We start from the raw sequence: 17,402 nt of genomic DNA, 5'->3' as shown, positions 1-17,402 counted from the left end.
GCCGCATCACGGGGACGCGAAAGACAGACGAGGGGCGCACATGACCGAGCTGGTGCAGCAACTGCTGGTCGACGACGCGGACGAGGAACTCGGCTGGCAGGAGCGCGCGCTGTGCGCCCAGACCGACCCCGAGTCCTTCTTCCCCGAGAAGGGCGGCTCCACCCGCGAGGCCAAGAAGGTCTGCCTCGCCTGTGAGGTCCGCTCCGAGTGCCTCGAATACGCCCTCGCCAATGACGAACGCTTCGGCATCTGGGGCGGTCTGTCCGAACGGGAACGCCGACGCCTGAAGAAGGCCGCCGTCTGATGCGCGCCTGAAGAAGGCCGTCGTCCGACGCGCCTGAATAAGGCCGTCGTCTGACCTGAATAAGGCCGTCGTCCGATTCGAACGGCGTCCGTCCACATACGACCAGCGGCCCTCCGCCCGTGGGTTATCCACAGGCGGAGGGCCGTCGTCATGCCCAGCCGATAGTGTGGGCGCTCGTCCGAGACGTCCCGCCGCCCCCATACGGCACAGACGTCCACCGCAGTCCACCGAACCGGGGCCCGTACCTCGATGTCCGTGCACAGCCACACGTCGGCGCACCAAGAAGCGTCCGCCACCCCAGAGTTCCCGCGTCATGTGGTGACCGCGGTCCTCGTCTCCCACGACGGCGCCCGCTGGCTCCCCGACGCGCTCGCCGGCCTGCTCGGCCAGGAGCGCCCGGTGCAGTCCGTCATGGCCGCCGACACCGGCAGCGCCGACGACTCCGCCCAGCTCGTCACCGAGGCCCTCGGCGCCGACCGCGTCCTGCACCTCGCCCGGCGCACCGGCTTCGGCCAGGCCGTCGAGGAGGCCGCCCGCACCGCCCCGGTCCTCACCCCGGAGGAGCTGCCGTACCTGAAGCGGCCGAGCGGCTGGGACCCCGTCACGCGCACCTGGCGCGACGACGCCTACGACCTGCCCGAGCTGCCCCACGGCGAGCCCATCCAGTGGCTGTGGCTGCTGCACGACGACAGCGCCCCCGAACCCGACGCCCTCGCCCAGCTGCTGAAGGTCGTCGACAACGAACTGGAGCTCGGCCGCGACGACGTCGCCGTCGTCGGACCCAAGCTGCGCGGCTGGTACGACAAGCGGCAGCTGCTGGAGGTCGGCGTCTCCATCGCCCACTCCGGCCGCCGCTGGACCGGCCTGGACCGCCGCGAACAGGACCAGGGCCAGCACGACCACGTCCGCCAGGTGCTGTCGGTGTCCACCGCCGGCATGCTGATCCGCCGCGATGTCTTCGAACAGCTCGGCGGCTTCGACCGCCGCCTGCCCCTGATGCGCGACGACGTCGACCTGTGCTGGCGCGCCCAGGCGGCCGGCCACCGCGTCCTCATCGCCCCCGACGCCGTCGTGCGGCACGCCGAGGCGGCCTCCCGCGAGCGCCGCACGGTCGACTGCGCGGGCCGCACCACGGCCTCCCCGCACAAGGTGGACAAGGCAGGCGCCGTCTACACCCTGCTCGTCAACACCCGCACGGCCGCACTGCCCTGGGTGCTGCTGCGCCTGGTCGTCGGCACCGTGCTGCGCACCCTCGCCTATCTCGTCGGCAAGGTGCCCGGACAGGCCGTCGACGAGATCCGCGGCCTGCTGGGCGTACTGCTGCGGCCGGAGCGGATCATCGCCGGGCGGCGCGACCGGGGCCGACCGGTCGTCGACAAGGGCGAGCTGCGCCCGCTGTTCCCGCCGCCCGGCGCGACCGTGCGGGCCACCGTGGAACAGGCTGCGGGCAGCCTCTTCGGCAGCTCCGACCCCGAGGCCACCTCCGGCGCCGGACGGCACGGCGGCGGCCTGGAGTCCGGACCCGGCGGCGACGACGCCGACTTCCTGGAGATCGAGCAGTTCGCCCGCCTCAAGCGCATCGCCCGCAAGCCCGGCCCGGTGCTCTTCCTGGTACTGCTGCTCGTCTCCCTGGCCGCCTGCCGCGCCCTGCTCGACGCCGGTGCCCTCGCGGGCGGCGCACTGCTGCCCGCCCCGGCCGACGCCGGTGATCTGTGGGCGCGCTACCTGGACTCCTGGCACGCGGTCGGCGCGGGCGGCACCGCCTCCGCGCCCCCGTACCTGGCGATCGTGGCGATGCTGGCCACTTTGCTGTTCGGCTCGACCGGACTGGCGATGACCCTGCTGCTGGTTTGCTCGGTACCGCTGGCCGGCCTCACCGCCTACTTCGCCTCCCGCCCGCTGGTCCCCTCGCGGCTCCTGCGCGCGTGGGCGGCCGTCGTCTACGCCTTCCTGCCCGCCGCCACCGGCGCCCTCGCGGGCGGCAGGATCGGCACCGCCGTCCTCGCCGTCCTGCTGCCGCTGATCGCCCGCGCGGGCGTCGCCGCCAGCGGCCTGGCGAACCCCTCCGGGACCCGCGGCAGTTGGCGTGCCACCTGGGCGTACGCCCTGCTGCTGACCGTCACCACGGCGTTCACCCCGATCGTGTGGCCCATCGCGCTGCTCCTCGGCATCGCCCTGCTGGCCGTCCGCCGCACCGACATCACCGCCTACGGACTGCGCTTCCTGGCCCAGCTCGGCACCCCCCTGCTGGTGCTCGCGCCCTGGTCGCTGACCCTGCTGCCGTTCGGCTTCTTCGGCGAGGCGGGCCTGGAGTACGGCGCCTCGGCCGCCTCCGCCCTCGACCTGCTCGGCGCCAGCCCCGGCGGCCCCGGAACGGTCGGCGGACTGATGCTGATCGGCGTCGTCCTGGCCGCGCTGGCCGCCCTGCTCCGCGCGGAGCGCCGCCCCGCCATCCTGACGGCCTGGGCGGTCGCCCTGGTCGGCCTGGTCTTCGCGGTCCTGTCCAACGACTCCGCCTGGGCGGGCCCCGCCACCCTCGTCCACGGCATCGCCCTGCTGGCCGCCGCCCTGCTCGGCGCCGACGGGGCACGCCTGCGCGTGGCCCAGCAGAGCTTCGGCTGGCGCCAGCCGCTCGCCGCGCTGATCGCCCTCGCCGCCGCCGTCGGCCCGCTGCTGGCCGCCGCCGGCTGGATGATCGACGGCGCCGACGGCCCCGTCGAGCGCCGCGACCCGGTGCAGGTGCCCGCGTTCGTCGCCGAGGAGAGCGGCAACCGCGACCAGACCCGCACCCTGGTCCTCGACAGCGACTCCGCCGCCCACGTCGCCTACACCCTGGTCCGCGGCTCCGGCGCCCGCCTCGGCGACGCCGAGGTCGCCGCGGCCGCCGGGGAGAACACCCGGCTCGACAAGGTCGTCGCCAACCTGGTCGCCGGTTCCGGCGCCGACCAGGCCGACGAACTCGGCAAGTTCGCCGTGGGCTACGTCCTCGTCCAGCAGGGCGCGCCCCGCGAGGTCACCCGCGTCCTGGACGCCACCCCCGGCCTGAAGCGGCTCAGCCAGCAGAACGACAGCGCCCTGTGGCGGGTCGACCAGGACGTCGCGCGCGCCATGATCGTCGGCGGTTCCGGCGACCCGCAGCCGGTCGCCGCCGGTCCCGTGGAGATCCACACGGAGATCCCCTCGGGCGCCGACGGCCGGACCCTGCGCCTGGCCGACACCGCCGACGCGGGCTGGACGGCCACCCTCGACGGCAAGCCGCTCACCCGCACCACGGTCGACGGCTGGGCCCAGGGCTTCGAACTGCCCGCCTCCGGGGGCAAGCTGGACGTCACCTTCGAGGACCCGCTGAGCCACACCGCCTGGCTGTGGGCCCAGGGCTTCCTCGCCCTCGTCCTGGTCGTCATGGCCCTGCCCGGCCGCCGCCGCGACATCGACGACGACCTCCCCGAGGAGCAGCTCGTCCCGGTCCAGGCCGTCTCCGGCGAGGGCCGCCGCGCCCGCCGCCTGCGCGCCCAGGCCGAGGCGGAGGCCGAGGAACAGCCCGCCCCGGACGACTTCCCGCCCCCGCCCCAGGAGGTACCCCCCGCCGCGGTCCCGCAGCAGCAGCCCTACGGCGACTACGACACCCCCAGCTACGCGGGCGCGCCCGAGTACGGCGGCTACGGCGAGCAGTACCAGCAGGGCCAGGGCTACCAGCAGGGCGGCTACGACCAGCCCTACCAGGCCGGCCAGTACGACCCGTACGCGTACGACGGCCAGGGCTCGTACGACCCGAGCCAGTACGACCAGAGCCAGTACGAGCAGCCGTACCAGCAGGGTTACGACACCGGTTACGACCCGGCACAGCAGCAGCACGGCGTCGAGCGTCCTGACGGGAGCCAGCAGTGAACCGCACCACCCTCTCCCTGCTCGCCGTGGCGACCGCGCTCGCGGCGATCACCGGGTACGCCACCCTGACCGAGCCGGGGGCATCCGGCGCGGACACCGGCAAGGCCGCCGCCGTACTGCCCGTGGAGCGCACCAGCCTGCTCTGCCCGGCACCGAGCACCTCCGACCTCGCCGAGACCACGTACACCTCCTTCACGCCCGTCACCGAGGGCACGAGCGGCAAGGGCACGGCCGAACTGCACGCGGCGGCCGAGCAGACCGACGGCACCGACGGCAAGGACGGCGAGGAGTCCGGGAAGAAGGACGCCGGGAAGAAGAAGGACCAGGACAAGGCCGTCCTCGCGGCCAAGGAGCCGGGCAAGCCGGTCGGCACGGAAGCGAACGGCGGCGCCGCCCCCGCCCTCTTCGGCATCGCCGAGGGCAGGCTCGCGCCCGGCTGGACCGTGCAGCAGACCACGGAGGTCACCGCGGGCACCGGACGCGGCCTGCAGGGCGTCAACTGCACCGCGCCCGACACCGAGTTCTGGTTCCCGGGCGCCAGCACGGACGCCGACCGCACGGACTACGTCCACCTGACCAACCCCGACGACTCGGCGGCCGTGGTGGACATCGAGCTGTACGACAAGAACGGAGAGCTGGAGACGACCGTCCCGGACGGCATCACCGTCCAGCCGCACGCCACCGAGCCGGTCCTGCTCTCCACACTCACCGCGGAGAAGGCGACCAACCTCACCGTGCACGTCACCGTCCGCAGCGGACGGGTCGGCGCCGCCGTGCAGGCCCTGGACGACAAGGTCGGCGGCGACTGGCTGGCCGCCTCCACCGACCCCAGCGGCAGCCTGGTGCTGCCCGGCATCCCCAAGGACGCCACGGCGGTCCGCCTGGTCGCCTTCACCCCCGACGGCTCCGACGCCGACCTGAAGGTCCAGCTGGCCTCCCCGTCCGGCCTGATCAGCCCCGCGGGCAACGAGACGCTGCACGTGAAGTCGAAGATGACGGCAGCGGTCGACCTCGGTGACCTGACGCGCGGCGAGCCGGGCTCGGTGGTGCTGACCCCGACGGACCGCTCGGTGCCGGTCGTGGCCGCGCTCCGGGTGATCCGCGGCAAGGGCGCCGACCAGGAGACCGCCTTCATCCCGGCCACCAGACCGGTCGGCACGCGCGCGACGTCGGCGGAGAACTCCGGCAAGGGCACGACCCTCTCGCTGACCGCGCCGACCGCCACCGCGCAGGTGAAGGTCACGGCCTCCGCGGGCACCGAGGGCGGAGAGGCGACCACCAAGACGTACTCGATCAAGAAGGGCACGACGCAGAACATCGTCCTGGAGGTCCCCAAGTCGGTGAAGGGCAGCTACGCGCTCACCGTGGAGACGGTCTCGGGAGGCCCTGTGTACGGCGCCCGGACGCTCGCCGCGACCGAGGGCGAGACCTCGTGGTTCACCGTTCAGACCCTCCCCGACGACCGGGGGACGGTGAAGGTGCCGGAGGCGGAGCAGGACCTGTCGGTGCTCCAGAAGTAGCCGCCGGGTCGTGTCAGGGCTCAGTCCTCGCCGTAGCGCGGATCGACGGTCTCGGGGGTGAGCCCCAGCAGCTCGGCCACCTGCTCGACGACGACCTCGTGTACCAGCGCCGCCCGCTCGTCGCGGCCCTTGGTGCGGATCTCCACGGGCCGCCGGTAGATGACCACCCGCGCGGGGCGGCCCTCGCGGGCGGAGATTGTCCCGCCGAGCGGCACCGCCTCGTCGTTCCAGACCGGCGCGGCACCGTTGAGCGGGGGTACCTCAAGGACCAGGAAGTCGATCTCGGCGAGCTGCGGCCACCGACGCTCCAGGCGCTCCACGGAGTCCTGGACGAGGTCCGCGAAGGCCTCGGCGCGGCTGGCCGCGAGGGGCACCTGCGGCGGCGCGATCGGTCCCCGCATGCCCCTGCCGTGACGATCACGGCGGCGGGGCCCGGGGCCGGTGGCACTGGGCGGTACGGGCTTGTCCATCACTGGTGAAGCGTAGTCCCCGGCAGGGCCGCGCGCCGCGCCCCGCACGCCCTGTCGGCGGATGACGATTCCGGCCAAGGTTGGGCTCGATTCCGCACCTCTCCCGGACCGGCGATCTCTAGGGATTTGATGGTTTTTGTACCAAGTGATGTCTGGATCTCGCCGCCCTCGATCGGCTGAAAGTCGATGTTCCCGCAGGTCACATAGGCGTGTCAGAAGGGGTGTGTGGGGCGACTCACAGCCCGACACGGTCGAGTGACCTGGTGGAGAGTCGTCGCGGCCCGCTCAAGAGTGCGGTACCGTCCAACGTCGTGAGCCTTGTACGTCGCTGTTCGCGCACCGCTTGCGGCCGCCCCGCCGTCGCGACGCTGACGTACGTCTACGCCGACTCGACCGCGGTCCTCGGCCCGCTCGCCACCTACGCCGAACCCCACTGCTACGACCTGTGCGCCGAGCACTCCGAGCGCCTGACCGCCCCGCGCGGGTGGGAGGTCGTACGACTCCTCGACGGCTCCGCCCCGGCCCGCCCCAGCGGCGACGACCTGGAAGCGCTCGCCAACGCCGTGCGCGAGGCGGCCCGCCCGCAGGAACGTGCCGCGGAGGCCGGCGGCGGCGCCCGTACGGCGGACCCGCGCGAGGTCGCGCGCCGAGGCCACCTCAGGGTGCTGCGCTCCCCTGACAACTGAGTCCGCGTCACCCTTCCCACGCTTCTCGCCGAGGTTACGGCTGAGGGTCCACTGGGGGATCGCACAGCACGGCACATCCCCTACGGGTACTTTGTGCAGTCCCGAGGATCTCTTCAGGAAGGTTGGCCGTGGCCGCTGATCTGTCACAGCTCGTGAAGGCGTACGACGTGCGCGGGGTCGTTCCCGACCAGTGGGACGAGTCGCTCGCCGAGCTGTTCGGAGCGGCATTCGTCCGCGTGACCGGCGCCAGTGCCATCGTGACCGGGCACGACATGCGCCCCTCCTCGCCCGGACTGTCGTCCGCCTTCGCGCGCGGCGCCGCCGCGCAGGGCGCCGACGTGACCGAGATCGGCCTGTGCTCCACCGATCAGCTCTACTACGCCTCCGGCGCGCTGGACCTGCCGGGCGCCATGTTCACGGCCTCTCACAACCCGGCCCAGTACAACGGCATCAAGATGTGCCGCGCCGGGGCCGCCCCGGTCGGCCAGGACACGGGTCTGGCCGAGATCCGCGCGCTGGTGGAGGGCTGGCTGGACTCCGGCGCGCCGGAACCGGCGGCCACGACGGGAACGATCACCCAGCGGGACACGTTGGAGGACTACACGGCCCACCTGCGCTCGCTCGTCGACCTGACCTCCATCCGCCCCCTGAAGGTCGTGGTCGACGCGGGCAACGGCATGGGCGGCCACACGGTTCCCACGGTGTTCGAGGGCCTGCCCCTGACCCTCGTCCCGATGTACTTCGAACTGGACGGGACCTTCCCCAACCACGAGGCCAACCCGCTCGACCCGGCCAACCTCGTCGACCTCCAGAAGCGGGTCCGCGAGGAGAACGCCGACCTCGGCCTCGCCTTCGACGGCGACGCCGACCGCTGCTTCGTGGTCGACGCCCAGGGCGAGCCGGTCTCCCCGTCCGCGGTCACGGCCCTGGTCGCCTCGCGTGAACTGGCCCGGCACGGCGGCAAGGGCACGATCATCCACAACCTGATCACCTCCTGGTCGGTCCCCGAGGTGGTCCGCGAGAACGGCGGCACCCCGGTCCGCACCCGCGTCGGGCACTCCTTCATCAAGGCCGAGATGGCGAAGTCCGGCGCGATCTTCGGCGGCGAGCACTCCGCGCACTACTACTTCGCCGACTTCTGGAACGCCGACACGGGCATGCTGGCCGCGCTCCACGTCCTCGCTGCCCTGGGCGGCCAGGACGGCCCCCTGTCCGCCCTGGTGGCCCAGTACGACCGCTACGTCGGCTCCGGCGAGATCAACTCCACGGTGGCGGACCAACAGTCCCGCCTGACCGCGATCCGCGCCGCGTACGGCTCCCGCGAGGACGTCACCCTGGACGACCTGGACGGCCTCACGGTCACCTCCACCGACTGGTGGTTCAACGTCCGCCCGTCCAACACGGAGCCCCTCCTCCGCCTGAACGCGGAGGCGAGGGACGAGAAGACGATGGCGAAGGTACGGGACGAGGTACTGGCGATCATCAGAGCCTGACGCCTCCACTGCATTGCGGGGCGAAGCCCCCGCAAGAGGGGCGCGGGGAACTGCGCGCCCAGCCCCCACCCACCCGCACTCGAAGCACACCCCGTCGGGGTCGAAGGGGCGAAGCCCCTGGGGACGGGACGGGTAGGGGCGGCGGGGGCGAGAAAAAAATCCCCCACCACCCGAAGCGCACCCCCACACCCCCTCCACCCCCCAACCACCCCACCCCGGCGGTAACCTGACCAGGCACATAGCGCGAATCAAGACCCCCGCGCCACACCCCCGCCCCGAAGGGACCCCCATGCCGCTCGAAGCCGGTCTCCTGGAGATCCTCGCCTGCCCGGCCTGCCACGCCCCCCTCAAGGAGCAGGACGCGGAGCTGATCTGCACCGGCCAGGACTGCGGCCTGGCCTACCCCGTCCGCGACGGCATCCCCGTCCTCCTCGTCGACGAGGCCCGCCGCCCCGCCTGACACCCCGGCCACCCACACCCCGGCGATCGGAGACTGCCGACCGTGCTCGACGAATCGCTGCTAGACACCCCGGAGGCACTCTCCGAGGCCGACCGCCGCGGCCTGCTGCGCGGCGCCGCCGAGGCCGGCGCCCGCGTCCGCACCGCCGCCCGCCACGCCACCGAGGCCGGCATCCCGGAACTCAAGCCCGACGGCCGCCCCCGCGCCGTACTCATCGCGGGCCCCGGCGCCGCCGCCATCTGCGTAGCCGACCTCCTCGGCACCCTCGCCGGCGCGGGCAGCCCCGTCACCCGGCTGGCCCCCACGGGCGTCGCCCCCGCCGCGGGCGCCCTGCGCTGGGAGCTGCCCGGCTGGGCCGGTTCCGTGGACCTGCTCCTGATCGCCACCCCGGACGGCACCGAACCGGGCCTGTCCCTCCTCGCCGAGCAGGCGTACCGCCGCGGCTGCACCGTCGTAGCGGTCGCCCCCGCCGGCACCCCGCTCGCCGAGGCCCTGGAAGCCGCGCACGGCCTGTTCGTACCGATGGCCACGGCCCCCTACGAGCAGGACACCCCCCTCGCCGCCTCCGCCCCCGGCGTCCTGTGGGCGCTGCTCACACCCCTGCTCGCCCTCCTGGACCGCGTCGGCCTGCTGGAGGCCCCGGCCGATGCCCTGGAGAAGGTCGCCGACCGCCTCGACCACATCGCCGAACGCTGCGGCCCCGCCATCGCGACCTACAGCAACCCCGCCAAGACACTGGCCGCCGAACTCGCCGACGCGCTCCCGGTGATCTGGACGGAGGGCACCTCGGCGGGCCCCGCGGGCCGCCGTTTCGCCGCCGCTCTCGCCGAACTCGCCGGCCGCCCGGCGGTCGTCTCGGAGCTGCCCGAGGCGCTCGCCTCGCACCAGACCCTGCTCTCGGGCCCGCTCGCCGCCAGCGCCGACCCGGACGACTTCTTCCGCGACCGCGTGGAGGAGCCGCCCGCGCTGCACGCACGCGTGGTGCTGCTCCGGGACCGCCCCAGCGGCGGCCTCACCGCCGCCCCCGCCGCCCGTGAACTGGCCCTGAGCCACGACACGCCGATCAGCGAACTGGAACCGGAACCCGGGGACGAACTGGTCAACCTCGCGGAACTGATCGCCACCACGGACTTCGCCGCCGTGTACCTGGCCCTCGCCACGGGAGCCTGACCACCCGCGTCACCGGCAGAACCGGACGCGCGGAGCCCAGGCACACGGACCAGGCACACGGACGCGAAGTCGCGAAGACACAAAAGACGCAGAGAGAAGCGCATGGACCGCCTCGACAACACCGTCCGCCCCTACGCCTGGGGTTCCCCGACCGCGATCCCGCAGCTGCTCGGCGTGGAGCCGACCGGCGAACCGCAGGCGGAGATGTGGATGGGCGCCCACCCCGGCGCTCCCTCGCGCACCGGCCGCGGCACCCTCGCCGCCGTCATCGACGCGGACCCGGAGCGCGAACTCGGGCACGCGTGCGTGGCCAAGTTCGGCCCCCGGCTGCCCTTCCTGCTCAAGCTCCTCGCGGCCGGCGCCCCCCTCTCCCTCCAGGTCCACCCCGACCTGGCACAGGCGAAGGAGGGCTACGCCGACGAGGAACGCCGGGGCATCCCCGTCGACGCGCCCCACCGCAACTACAAGGACGCCAACCACAAGCCCGAGCTGATCTGCGCGCTCACCGAGTTCGACGGCCTGTGCGGCTTCCGCGACCCGGTCCAGGCCGCCGACTTCCTCGACGGCCTCGGCGTCGACTCCCTCAAGCCGTACGTCGACCTGCTGCACGCCCACCCGGAGGAGGCCGCCCTCCGCGAGGTCCTCACCGCGATCCTCACCGCCGACCCGGACGAGATGAGCCGTACGGTCACCGAGGCCGCGGCCGCCTGCACCCACCTCGGCGGCGTCTACAAGCCGTACGCCGACATCGCCCACCACTACCCGGGCGACCCCGGCGTCATCGCCGCCATGCTCCTCAACCACGTCCGGCTCCAGCCCGGCGAGGCCCTGTACCTCGGCGCCGGCATCCCGCACGCCTACCTCAACGGCCTCGGCGTCGAGATCATGGCCAACTCCGACAACGTGCTGCGCTGCGGGCTCACCCCCAAGCACGTCGACGTCCCCGAACTCCTTCGCATCGTCCGCTTCGAGGCCGCCGACCCCGGAGTGCTGCGCCCGGAGGCCTCCCCGGACGGCGAGGAGCTCTACGAGACGCCGATCGACGAGTTCCGGCTCTCCCGATATGTCCTCCCCGAGGGCACCGCCCCGCACGACCTCACCCGCGAGACCCCGCAGATCCTGCTGTGCACGGCGGGCACCGTCCGGGCGGGCGACCAGGAGCTGACGCCCGGTCAGTCGGTCTTCGTTCCCGCAGGCGAGAAGGCCGAAGTCGGCGGCGTGGGCACCGTCTTCCGCGCCACTGTGATCGTATGACCGGCGTTGTGGACACCTGACGCGTCACACCCGGGCAAGGCTGCAACAATGGCCCACCGGCAAAGGACGGGCAAAGCCACAAGGGGCCGTGCCCGGGACTGCGTACGAAGGGACAACGCGGGCACATGAGCGCGTCAGGCGGGACCAAGGCGATCGTGGCGGCACTCGGCGCCAACCTCGCGATCGCGGTATCGAAATTCGTGGCGTTCCTGTTCAGCGGCTCGTCCTCCATGCTCGCCGAATCGGTGCACTCGCTCGCCGACTCCGGCAACCAGGCACTGCTGCTCATCGGCGGCAAGAAGGCCCAGCGCGAGGCGACCCCGCAGCACCCCTTCGGCTACGGCCGCGAGCGCTACATCTACGCCTTCCTCGTCTCGATCATCCTGTTCTCGGTCGGCGGCATGTTCGCCCTCTACGAGGGCTACGAGAAGATCAAGCACCCGCACGAGATCGAGCACTGGTACTGGCCGGTGGGCGTCCTCGTCTTCGCGATCGTCGCCGAGGCGTTCTCCTTCCGGACGGCCATCAAGGAATCCAACGACCTGCGCGGCCAGAAGTCCTGGAAGGAGTTCGTCCGCCACGCCAAGGCCCCCGAGCTGCCCGTCGTCCTCCTGGAGGACCTCGGCGCGCTGGTCGGTCTGGTCCTCGCCCTCGGCGGCGTCGGCCTCGCCCTCGCCACCGGCGACGGAGTCTGGGACGGCATCGGCACCCTCTGCATCGGTGTGCTGCTGATCCTGATCGCCGTCGTCCTGGCCATCGAGACCAAGTCGCTGCTGCTCGGCGAGGCCGCGGGCGTCGAAGACGTCCAGAAGATCGAGGCCGCGCTGGTCGACGGCGAGGCAGTCACCGGCATCATCCACATGCGCACGCTGCACCTCGGCCCCGAGGAGCTGCTCATCGCCGCCAAGATCGCCGTCCAGCACGACGACACGGCCGCCGAGATCGCCACCGCCATCGACGCAGCCGAGGCCCGTGTCCGCGCGGCCGTCCCGATCGCCCGCGTCATCTACCTGGAGCCCGACGTCTACAGCGAGGCCGAGGCGGCCCGTGGCGCCGACCGCGAGGCCACCCCCGGCGGCCCGACCCCCGAGGGCGCCGGCCACTGACGTCGCGTACGACCAAGGGGTCCGCCCAGCACATCCGGCGGACCCCTTCGCCGTACCACCGGCCCTCGGCAAGCACCCGTTTCGGCCCCGAGTGTCCGGAGGCGGACTGGGGCGGCCGGGTCGTCCGGTGTAGCTTGGGACTGAGCCAGACGTCGCTGCTGATGGCGGTCGGGCGGTCCCGACACGGACCGGCCGAGGGAGAGAGGGCCTCCGACGGACTGCGCTGCGCGCACGCGGGCATGCCTGTGTCCTCTTCGGGCACCGCTGTGTCCGCCGCCGCGCAGACCAGCCCTACCCACCTCGACCCAACACCGAGGAGCAGCTCGCAATGACGACTGTCGACAACCGACAGGACTTCAAGGTCGCCGACCTCTCCCTGGCCGCCTTCGGCCGCAAGGAGATCACCCTCGCCGAGCACGAGATGCCCGGCCTCATGGCGATCCGCAAGGAGTACGCCGAGGCCCAGCCGCTCGCTGGCGCCCGCATCACCGGCTCCCTGCACATGACCGTGCAGACCGCCGTCCTCATCGAGACCCTGGTCGCCCTCGGCGCCCGGGTCCGCTGGGCCTCCTGCAACATCTTCTCCACCCAGGACCACGCGGCCGCCGCCATCGCCGTCGGCCCGAACGGCACGCCCGAGAACCCGCAGGGCGTCCCGGTCTTCGCTTGGAAGGGCGAGACCCTGGAGGAGTACTGGTGGTGCACCGAGCAGGCGCTGACCTGGCCGGACAGCCCCACCGGCGGCCCGAACATGATCCTCGACGACGGCGGTGACGCCACCCTCCTCGTTCACAAGGGCGTCGAGTACGAGAAGGCCGGCGAGGTCCCCTCCGTCGACACCGCCGAGAGCGACGAGCACCGCGTCATCCTCGAACTCCTGCACCGCACCATCAGCGACGGCTCGCAGAAGTGGACCCAGCTCGCCTCGGAGATCCGCGGCGTCACCGAGGAGACCACCACCGGCGTCCACCGCCTGTACGAGATGCAGCGCGACGGCACCCTCCTGTTCCCGGCGATCAACGTCAACGACGCCGTCACCAAGTCGAAGTTCGACAACAAGTACGGCTGCCGCCACTCCCTGATCGACGGCATCAACCGCGCCACCGACGTCCTCATCGGCGGCAAGACCGCGGTCGTCTGCGGGTACGGCGACGTGGGCAAGGGCTGCGCGGAGTCCCTGCGCGGTCAGGGCGCCCGGGTGATCGTCACCGAGATCGACCCGATCTGCGCGCTCCAGGCGGCGATGGACGGCTACCAGGTCACGACCCTCGACGAGGTCATCGACAAGGCCGACATCTTCATCACCACGACCGGCAACAAGGACATCATCATGGCCTCGGACATGGCCAAGATGAAGCACCAGGCGATCGTCGGCAACATCGGCCACTTCGACAACGAGATCGACATGGCCGGCCTCGCCAAGGTGCCGGGCATCGTGAAGGAAGAGGTCAAGCCGCAGGTCCACACCTGGACCTTCCCCGACGGCAAGGTGATCATCATCCTGTCCGAGGGCCGCCTGCTGAACCTGGGCAACGCCACCGGCCACCCGTCCTTCGTGATGTCCAACTCCTTCGCGGACCAGACCCTGGCCCAGATCGAGCTGTTCACCAAGCAGTCGGAGTACCCGATCGGGGTCTACACGCTGCCCAAGCACCTCGACGAGAAGGTCGCCCGCCTCCACCTGGACGCCCTCGGCGTGAAGCTCACCAAGCTCCGCCCCGAGCAGGCCGCCTACATCGGCGTCGACGTCGACGGCCCGTTCAAGCCGGACCACTACCGCTACTGATCCGTACACCGGACCCGGCCCGGACCCAGCTCCGGGCCCGGGATTCCGGACGCCGGACACCGGGGTGAGCGCACCCGTGCACTGACGCGCTCACCCCGCACGCAGGTCCTCCGGGCAGGCCCCCGCACCCCCGTGCCGGGGGCCTGCCCATCTGGCCCTACTGGCCGGACCAGCCCTTCACGACCCAGGACCCCCATGCCCCGCGGCCGTTATTCGCTCCACGATCCGCACGATCACACCCCCCTCGCAGAAGAACACTTCCACTGCGCGCCCGGCCCCTCCGGCTGGCGCTACGTCTCCCAGCTGACCACCCCCGCAGGCGATCACAGCGGCTCCGTCGACCTCGCCCTCGACGAACTGGGCCGCCCCATCCGCCTGGAACTCCACGCCGGCGGCTGGCAGGTGCGCGGCGCCGCCCTCGACGGCGTCACCTGGGTCCGTACGGACCCCACCGGAGCCCACGCCACAGAAGGCAATGTGCGCGCCCACGCCTTCACCGGCACGTCCCCCGCGTTCCTGATCGCCACCACCCGTCTCCTGCGCCTCACCCCTTCCGGCTCCGCCACCCGAGTACGCCTCGTCTTCTTCACGGACCCAGTGCTCGCCCCGCGCACCGTCGACCAGTCCTGGGCCCTGCTGAAAAGAGAAGCACACGCCACTGACAACGGCCCCCTGACCGTGGACGAGTACCAGGTCACAGCCCTGGACACGGGCGAGCAGCACTCCGTGCACATCGCCGGGGACGTGGTTCTGGCGGCGCCCGGGATCGAGCTGGAGGACCTCGAATCACCGCCGTCCGTATTCACGTGAGCGGCGTGGCTCGGCTCGGCTCCCGGCCAGGTATCAGGCGGGCGGCACGAAGCCGGTGCCGGGGCGATCGGCCGAGGGCTCCTGGCCCGGCGCGACCGGGGGAGCGGGCGGAGTGCCGGTCGGCGCCGGGGGCTGCTGGGCAGGCGGCCCGTACGGACCCGGCGTCGGGACGGGTTGAGGCTGACCACCGGGGTGGGTATACGGCCCGGCCGGGGAGAAAGCCGCAGCGGACCCGTTTGCGCCCCCGTTGGCCGCGCCCCCGTTGTTCGAGAAGGCCCGTCGGGCTTCCCGGGCCTGTCGCTCCTGCAGTACCGCAGCCAGATAGGCGGCCGGGGGCACACCTTCCGGTGCCGGGGCACCCGTACGCGCCGCGACATCGGCGGCGAGCCGCTCGGCCATGCTCCAGCTGACCTGAGGATCCAACTGCTGCATCCGCGTCAGGTACTGCCGGACGGCAAGCCACAGACCATCGGGAACCGCCGACAGATCCAGCCCCGAGAACCGCCCGGCCAGCCACGGCGGAGGAGGCGGTACGAATCCACCCCGGGCGTTCGGCACCCGCTCCCGCACGACGAGCGTCCCCGCGAACACATCCCCGAGCCGCCGCCCCCGCGCCGAGACGAGCGACGCGATACAGGCGACCACCCCGAAGGTCAGCAGGATCTCGATGACCCCGATCGCCCCCCGCACCAAAGCGTGCCGGAACCGGATCGGCCCGCCGTCGTCCCGCACCACCCGCAGCCCGCAGGCCATCTTTCCGAGAGAACGGCCGTGGCTGAGTGTCTCGACCGCGATAGGCGCACCGACCAGCACAAGGATGAAGGAAGCGATCGACATCGCGATCTGAGCGGCCTCGTCCAGGGAAGCGGTGGCCGCGAAGAGGCCGATCGACACGGCGATGTAGACCGCGACGGCCACGACCAGATCCAGCAGCACGGCCAGAGCCCTGCTGGGCAGCCTCGCGGGGCGCAACTCAAGCGCCACCGCCTCACCCGTCACCAGCTCACTCACGCCTGCCCCGCCCTTCCCTGATCTGCCCCTGGAACGGCCAGTCTGCCAAGCTGAGGACACATCGCACCCCCGTACGACAAGCTGACAGCGCGACGAGCCGCCGACGAACAGCCGAGGAGCAGGCACACCGATGGACCTCGACGTCTTCGTCACCGCGCACCGAGCCGAGTGGGACCGTCTCGACACCCTGCTCCAGCGCCAGCGCCGCCTCACCGGCGCGGAAGCGGACGAACTCGTCGCCCTCTACCAACGCGCCGCCACCCACCTCTCCCTGATCCAGTCCAGCGCCCCGGACCCGCTGCTGACCGGACGGCTCAGCCAACTGGTGGCACGCGCGCGTAGCGCGGTAACAGGAACCCGCCGGGCCACCTGGCGCGACGCGACCCGCTTCTTCACCCACGGCTTCCCGGCCGCCGTCTACAAGTCACGCCGTTGGTGGGTGCCCACGGCACTCCTGTCGACCCTTGTCGCCGTCGTCCTCGGCTGGTGGATCGGCAGCACTCCCGAGGTCCAGGCATCCATCGCGGCCCCGAACGAACTGCGCGAGCTCACTCGCCCCGGCGGTCAGTACGAGACGTACTACTCCAGCCATCCCGCGGCATCGTTCGCGGCCCAGGTGTGGACGAACAACGCCCAGGCCGCCGCCCTCTGCCTCGTCCTCGGCGTCTTCCTCGGGCTCCCGGTCCTCTGGATCCTCTTCCAGAACATGCTCAACCTGGGCGTTGGCTTCGGCCTGATGTCCTCCGCAGGCCGCCTCGACACGTTCCTGGGCCTCGTCCTGCCCCACGGCCTGCTCGAACTGACCGCGGTCTTTGTCGCCGCCGGCACCGGCCTGCGCCTCGGCTGGACTGTCATCGACCCTGGCCCGCGCACCCGACGCACGGCCCTCGCCGAGGAAGGCCGAGCCGCCATAGGCATGGCCATAGGGCTGGCCGTGGTCCTCTTCATCTCCGGTGCGATCGAAGGCTTCGTCACCCCGTCGGGCCTGCCCACCTGGGCCCGCATCACCATTGGAGTCATCGCCGAGCTGGCCTTCCTGGCCTACGTCTTCGTCGTTGGCCGACGTGCCGCGCAGGCCGGGGAGACCGGCGACATCGAGGAAGCCGAGCGCGGCGCCACTGTGCCGACGGCCGCCTGATGTGCGGACACACCTGATGAGCTGCTAGTCTCCTCTTCGCCCCGAAAGAGCCGTTGACACGGATCGACCGGGGAGGTAGATTCGAACAGTTGCCTGGACTGGAGTTGATCCGGTCGGTGACGGTGCGTATCTACTTGCTTCTTGAAGTCGAGCGAATCGATTACTACTCAGAAGCCTCTCCCGATGAATCGGAAATGAGTAGCCGGTCAGACCGGCTCAGAACTTCTGATAAAGTCGGGTCCGCCGGAAAGGGAAACGCGAAAGCGGGAACCTGGAAAGCACCGAGGAAATCGGATCGGAAAGATC

Annotated in this window: 15 protein-coding genes; 13 read left to right on the top strand and 2 right to left on the bottom strand. The window is 71.9% G+C overall.

What is annotated here, in order from left to right; translation table 11 throughout:
* Nucleotides 1-40: 40 nt before the first annotated feature.
* The 3 genes from ACZ7L7_RS22235 to ACZ7L7_RS22225 all read left to right on the top strand — a co-directional run bounded on the left by ACZ7L7_RS22235 (nt 41) and on the right by ACZ7L7_RS22225 (nt 5,712).
* Nucleotides 41-304, top strand: coding sequence for a WhiB family transcriptional regulator (locus tag ACZ7L7_RS22235; protein ID WP_003975777.1), 264 nt, complete (start codon nt 41-43; stop codon nt 302-304).
* A 249-nt stretch (nt 305-553) separates the two neighbouring features.
* On the top strand, nt 554-4,192 hold the full coding sequence (locus ACZ7L7_RS22230; RefSeq protein WP_472076889.1) for a glycosyltransferase family 2 protein: 3,639 nt from the start codon (nt 554-556) through the stop codon (nt 4,190-4,192).
* Nucleotides 4,189-5,712 (top strand): DUF5719 family protein, encoded by a 1,524-nt coding sequence (locus ACZ7L7_RS22225; protein ID WP_453605271.1) that lies wholly within the window; start codon nt 4,189-4,191, stop codon nt 5,710-5,712. The genes ACZ7L7_RS22230 and ACZ7L7_RS22225 overlap by 4 nt, the downstream gene beginning before the upstream one ends.
* 20 nt (nt 5,713-5,732) lie before the next feature.
* On the opposite strand, the gene ACZ7L7_RS22220 is transcribed toward ACZ7L7_RS22225, so the two are convergent.
* The gene (locus ACZ7L7_RS22220) at nt 5,733-6,182 is read right to left on the bottom strand and encodes a metallopeptidase family protein (RefSeq protein WP_285516780.1); all 450 of its coding nucleotides are present in this window, start codon (nt 6,180-6,182) and stop codon (nt 5,733-5,735) included.
* A gap of 263 nt (nt 6,183-6,445) precedes the next feature.
* On the opposite strand from ACZ7L7_RS22220, the gene ACZ7L7_RS22215 reads away from it, so the two are divergent.
* The 8 genes from ACZ7L7_RS22215 (at nt 6,446) to ACZ7L7_RS22180 (ending at nt 14,947) form a co-directional block, all read left to right on the top strand.
* On the top strand, nt 6,446-6,868 hold the full coding sequence (locus ACZ7L7_RS22215) for a DUF3499 domain-containing protein (RefSeq protein WP_285516761.1): 423 nt from the start codon (nt 6,446-6,448) through the stop codon (nt 6,866-6,868).
* Nucleotides 6,869-6,996: 128 nt separating this feature from the next.
* A complete protein-coding gene (locus tag ACZ7L7_RS22210; protein ID WP_285516760.1) occupies nt 6,997-8,361 on the top strand; it encodes a phosphomannomutase/phosphoglucomutase in 1,365 nt (454 codons plus the stop codon).
* 289 nt (nt 8,362-8,650) lie between these two features.
* A complete protein-coding gene (locus ACZ7L7_RS22205; RefSeq protein ID WP_020940431.1) occupies nt 8,651-8,821 on the top strand; it encodes a Trm112 family protein in 171 nt (56 codons plus the stop codon).
* Nucleotides 8,822-8,863: 42 nt separating this feature from the next.
* A complete protein-coding gene (locus ACZ7L7_RS22200) occupies nt 8,864-9,991 on the top strand; it encodes an SIS domain-containing protein (protein ID WP_285516759.1) in 1,128 nt (375 codons plus the stop codon).
* Nucleotides 9,992-10,093: 102 nt separating this feature from the next.
* Nucleotides 10,094-11,245 carry a mannose-6-phosphate isomerase, class I gene (gene manA, locus ACZ7L7_RS22195; RefSeq protein ID WP_472076886.1) on the top strand — a complete coding sequence of 384 codons (1,152 nt, stop codon included), beginning with the start codon at nt 10,094-10,096 and terminating at the stop codon, nt 11,243-11,245.
* Nucleotides 11,246-11,370: 125 nt separating this feature from the next.
* On the top strand, nt 11,371-12,351 hold the full coding sequence (locus ACZ7L7_RS22190; RefSeq protein ID WP_472076884.1) for a cation diffusion facilitator family transporter: 981 nt from the start codon (nt 11,371-11,373) through the stop codon (nt 12,349-12,351).
* 328 nt (nt 12,352-12,679) lie between these two features.
* On the top strand, nt 12,680-14,137 hold the full coding sequence (ahcY, locus tag ACZ7L7_RS22185) for an adenosylhomocysteinase (protein ID WP_285516756.1): 1,458 nt from the start codon (nt 12,680-12,682) through the stop codon (nt 14,135-14,137).
* A gap of 195 nt (nt 14,138-14,332) precedes the next feature.
* A complete protein-coding gene (locus tag ACZ7L7_RS22180) occupies nt 14,333-14,947 on the top strand; it encodes a hypothetical protein (RefSeq protein ID WP_285516755.1) in 615 nt (204 codons plus the stop codon).
* Nucleotides 14,948-14,980: 33 nt separating this feature from the next.
* Here the strand turns inward: ACZ7L7_RS22180 and ACZ7L7_RS22175 are convergent, their stop codons facing one another.
* Nucleotides 14,981-15,958, bottom strand: coding sequence for an RDD family protein (locus tag ACZ7L7_RS22175; protein ID WP_285516754.1), 978 nt, complete (start codon nt 15,956-15,958; stop codon nt 14,981-14,983).
* Between the two features lie 130 nt (nt 15,959-16,088).
* Between ACZ7L7_RS22175 and ACZ7L7_RS22170 the strand changes: the two genes are divergently transcribed.
* Together ACZ7L7_RS22170 and ACZ7L7_RS22165 are read left to right on the top strand one after the other, a co-directional pair.
* Nucleotides 16,089-17,096, top strand: coding sequence for a stage II sporulation protein M (locus tag ACZ7L7_RS22170; protein ID WP_285516753.1), 1,008 nt, complete (start codon nt 16,089-16,091; stop codon nt 17,094-17,096).
* A gap of 89 nt (nt 17,097-17,185) precedes the next feature.
* On the top strand, nt 17,186-17,402 hold a 217-nt coding region (locus ACZ7L7_RS22165), incomplete at its 3' end, for a hypothetical protein (protein ID WP_471432656.1).

This window comes from Streptomyces sp. NPDC110618, from assembly GCF_055657065.1.
This window is presented reverse-complemented; position numbering and strand designations above follow the sequence as displayed.

Coding starts and splice junctions, on each gene's coding strand:
- ACZ7L7_RS22205 (WP_020940431.1), top strand. CDS start 8,651: ATGCCGCTCGAAGCCGGTCTCCTGGAGATCCTCGCCTGCCCGGCCTGC.
- ACZ7L7_RS22190 (WP_472076884.1), top strand. CDS start 11,371: ATGAGCGCGTCAGGCGGGACCAAGGCGATCGTGGCGGCACTCGGCGCC.
- ACZ7L7_RS22170 (WP_285516753.1), top strand. CDS start 16,089: ATGGACCTCGACGTCTTCGTCACCGCGCACCGAGCCGAGTGGGACCGT.
- ACZ7L7_RS22230 (WP_472076889.1), top strand. CDS start 554: ATGTCCGTGCACAGCCACACGTCGGCGCACCAAGAAGCGTCCGCCACC.
- manA (WP_472076886.1), top strand. CDS start 10,094: ATGGACCGCCTCGACAACACCGTCCGCCCCTACGCCTGGGGTTCCCCG.
- ACZ7L7_RS22180 (WP_285516755.1), top strand. CDS start 14,333: ATGCCCCGCGGCCGTTATTCGCTCCACGATCCGCACGATCACACCCCC.
- ahcY (WP_285516756.1), top strand. CDS start 12,680: ATGACGACTGTCGACAACCGACAGGACTTCAAGGTCGCCGACCTCTCC.
- ACZ7L7_RS22220 (WP_285516780.1), bottom strand. CDS start 6,182: ATGGACAAGCCCGTACCGCCCAGTGCCACCGGCCCCGGGCCCCGCCGC.
- ACZ7L7_RS22235 (WP_003975777.1), top strand. CDS start 41: ATGACCGAGCTGGTGCAGCAACTGCTGGTCGACGACGCGGACGAGGAA.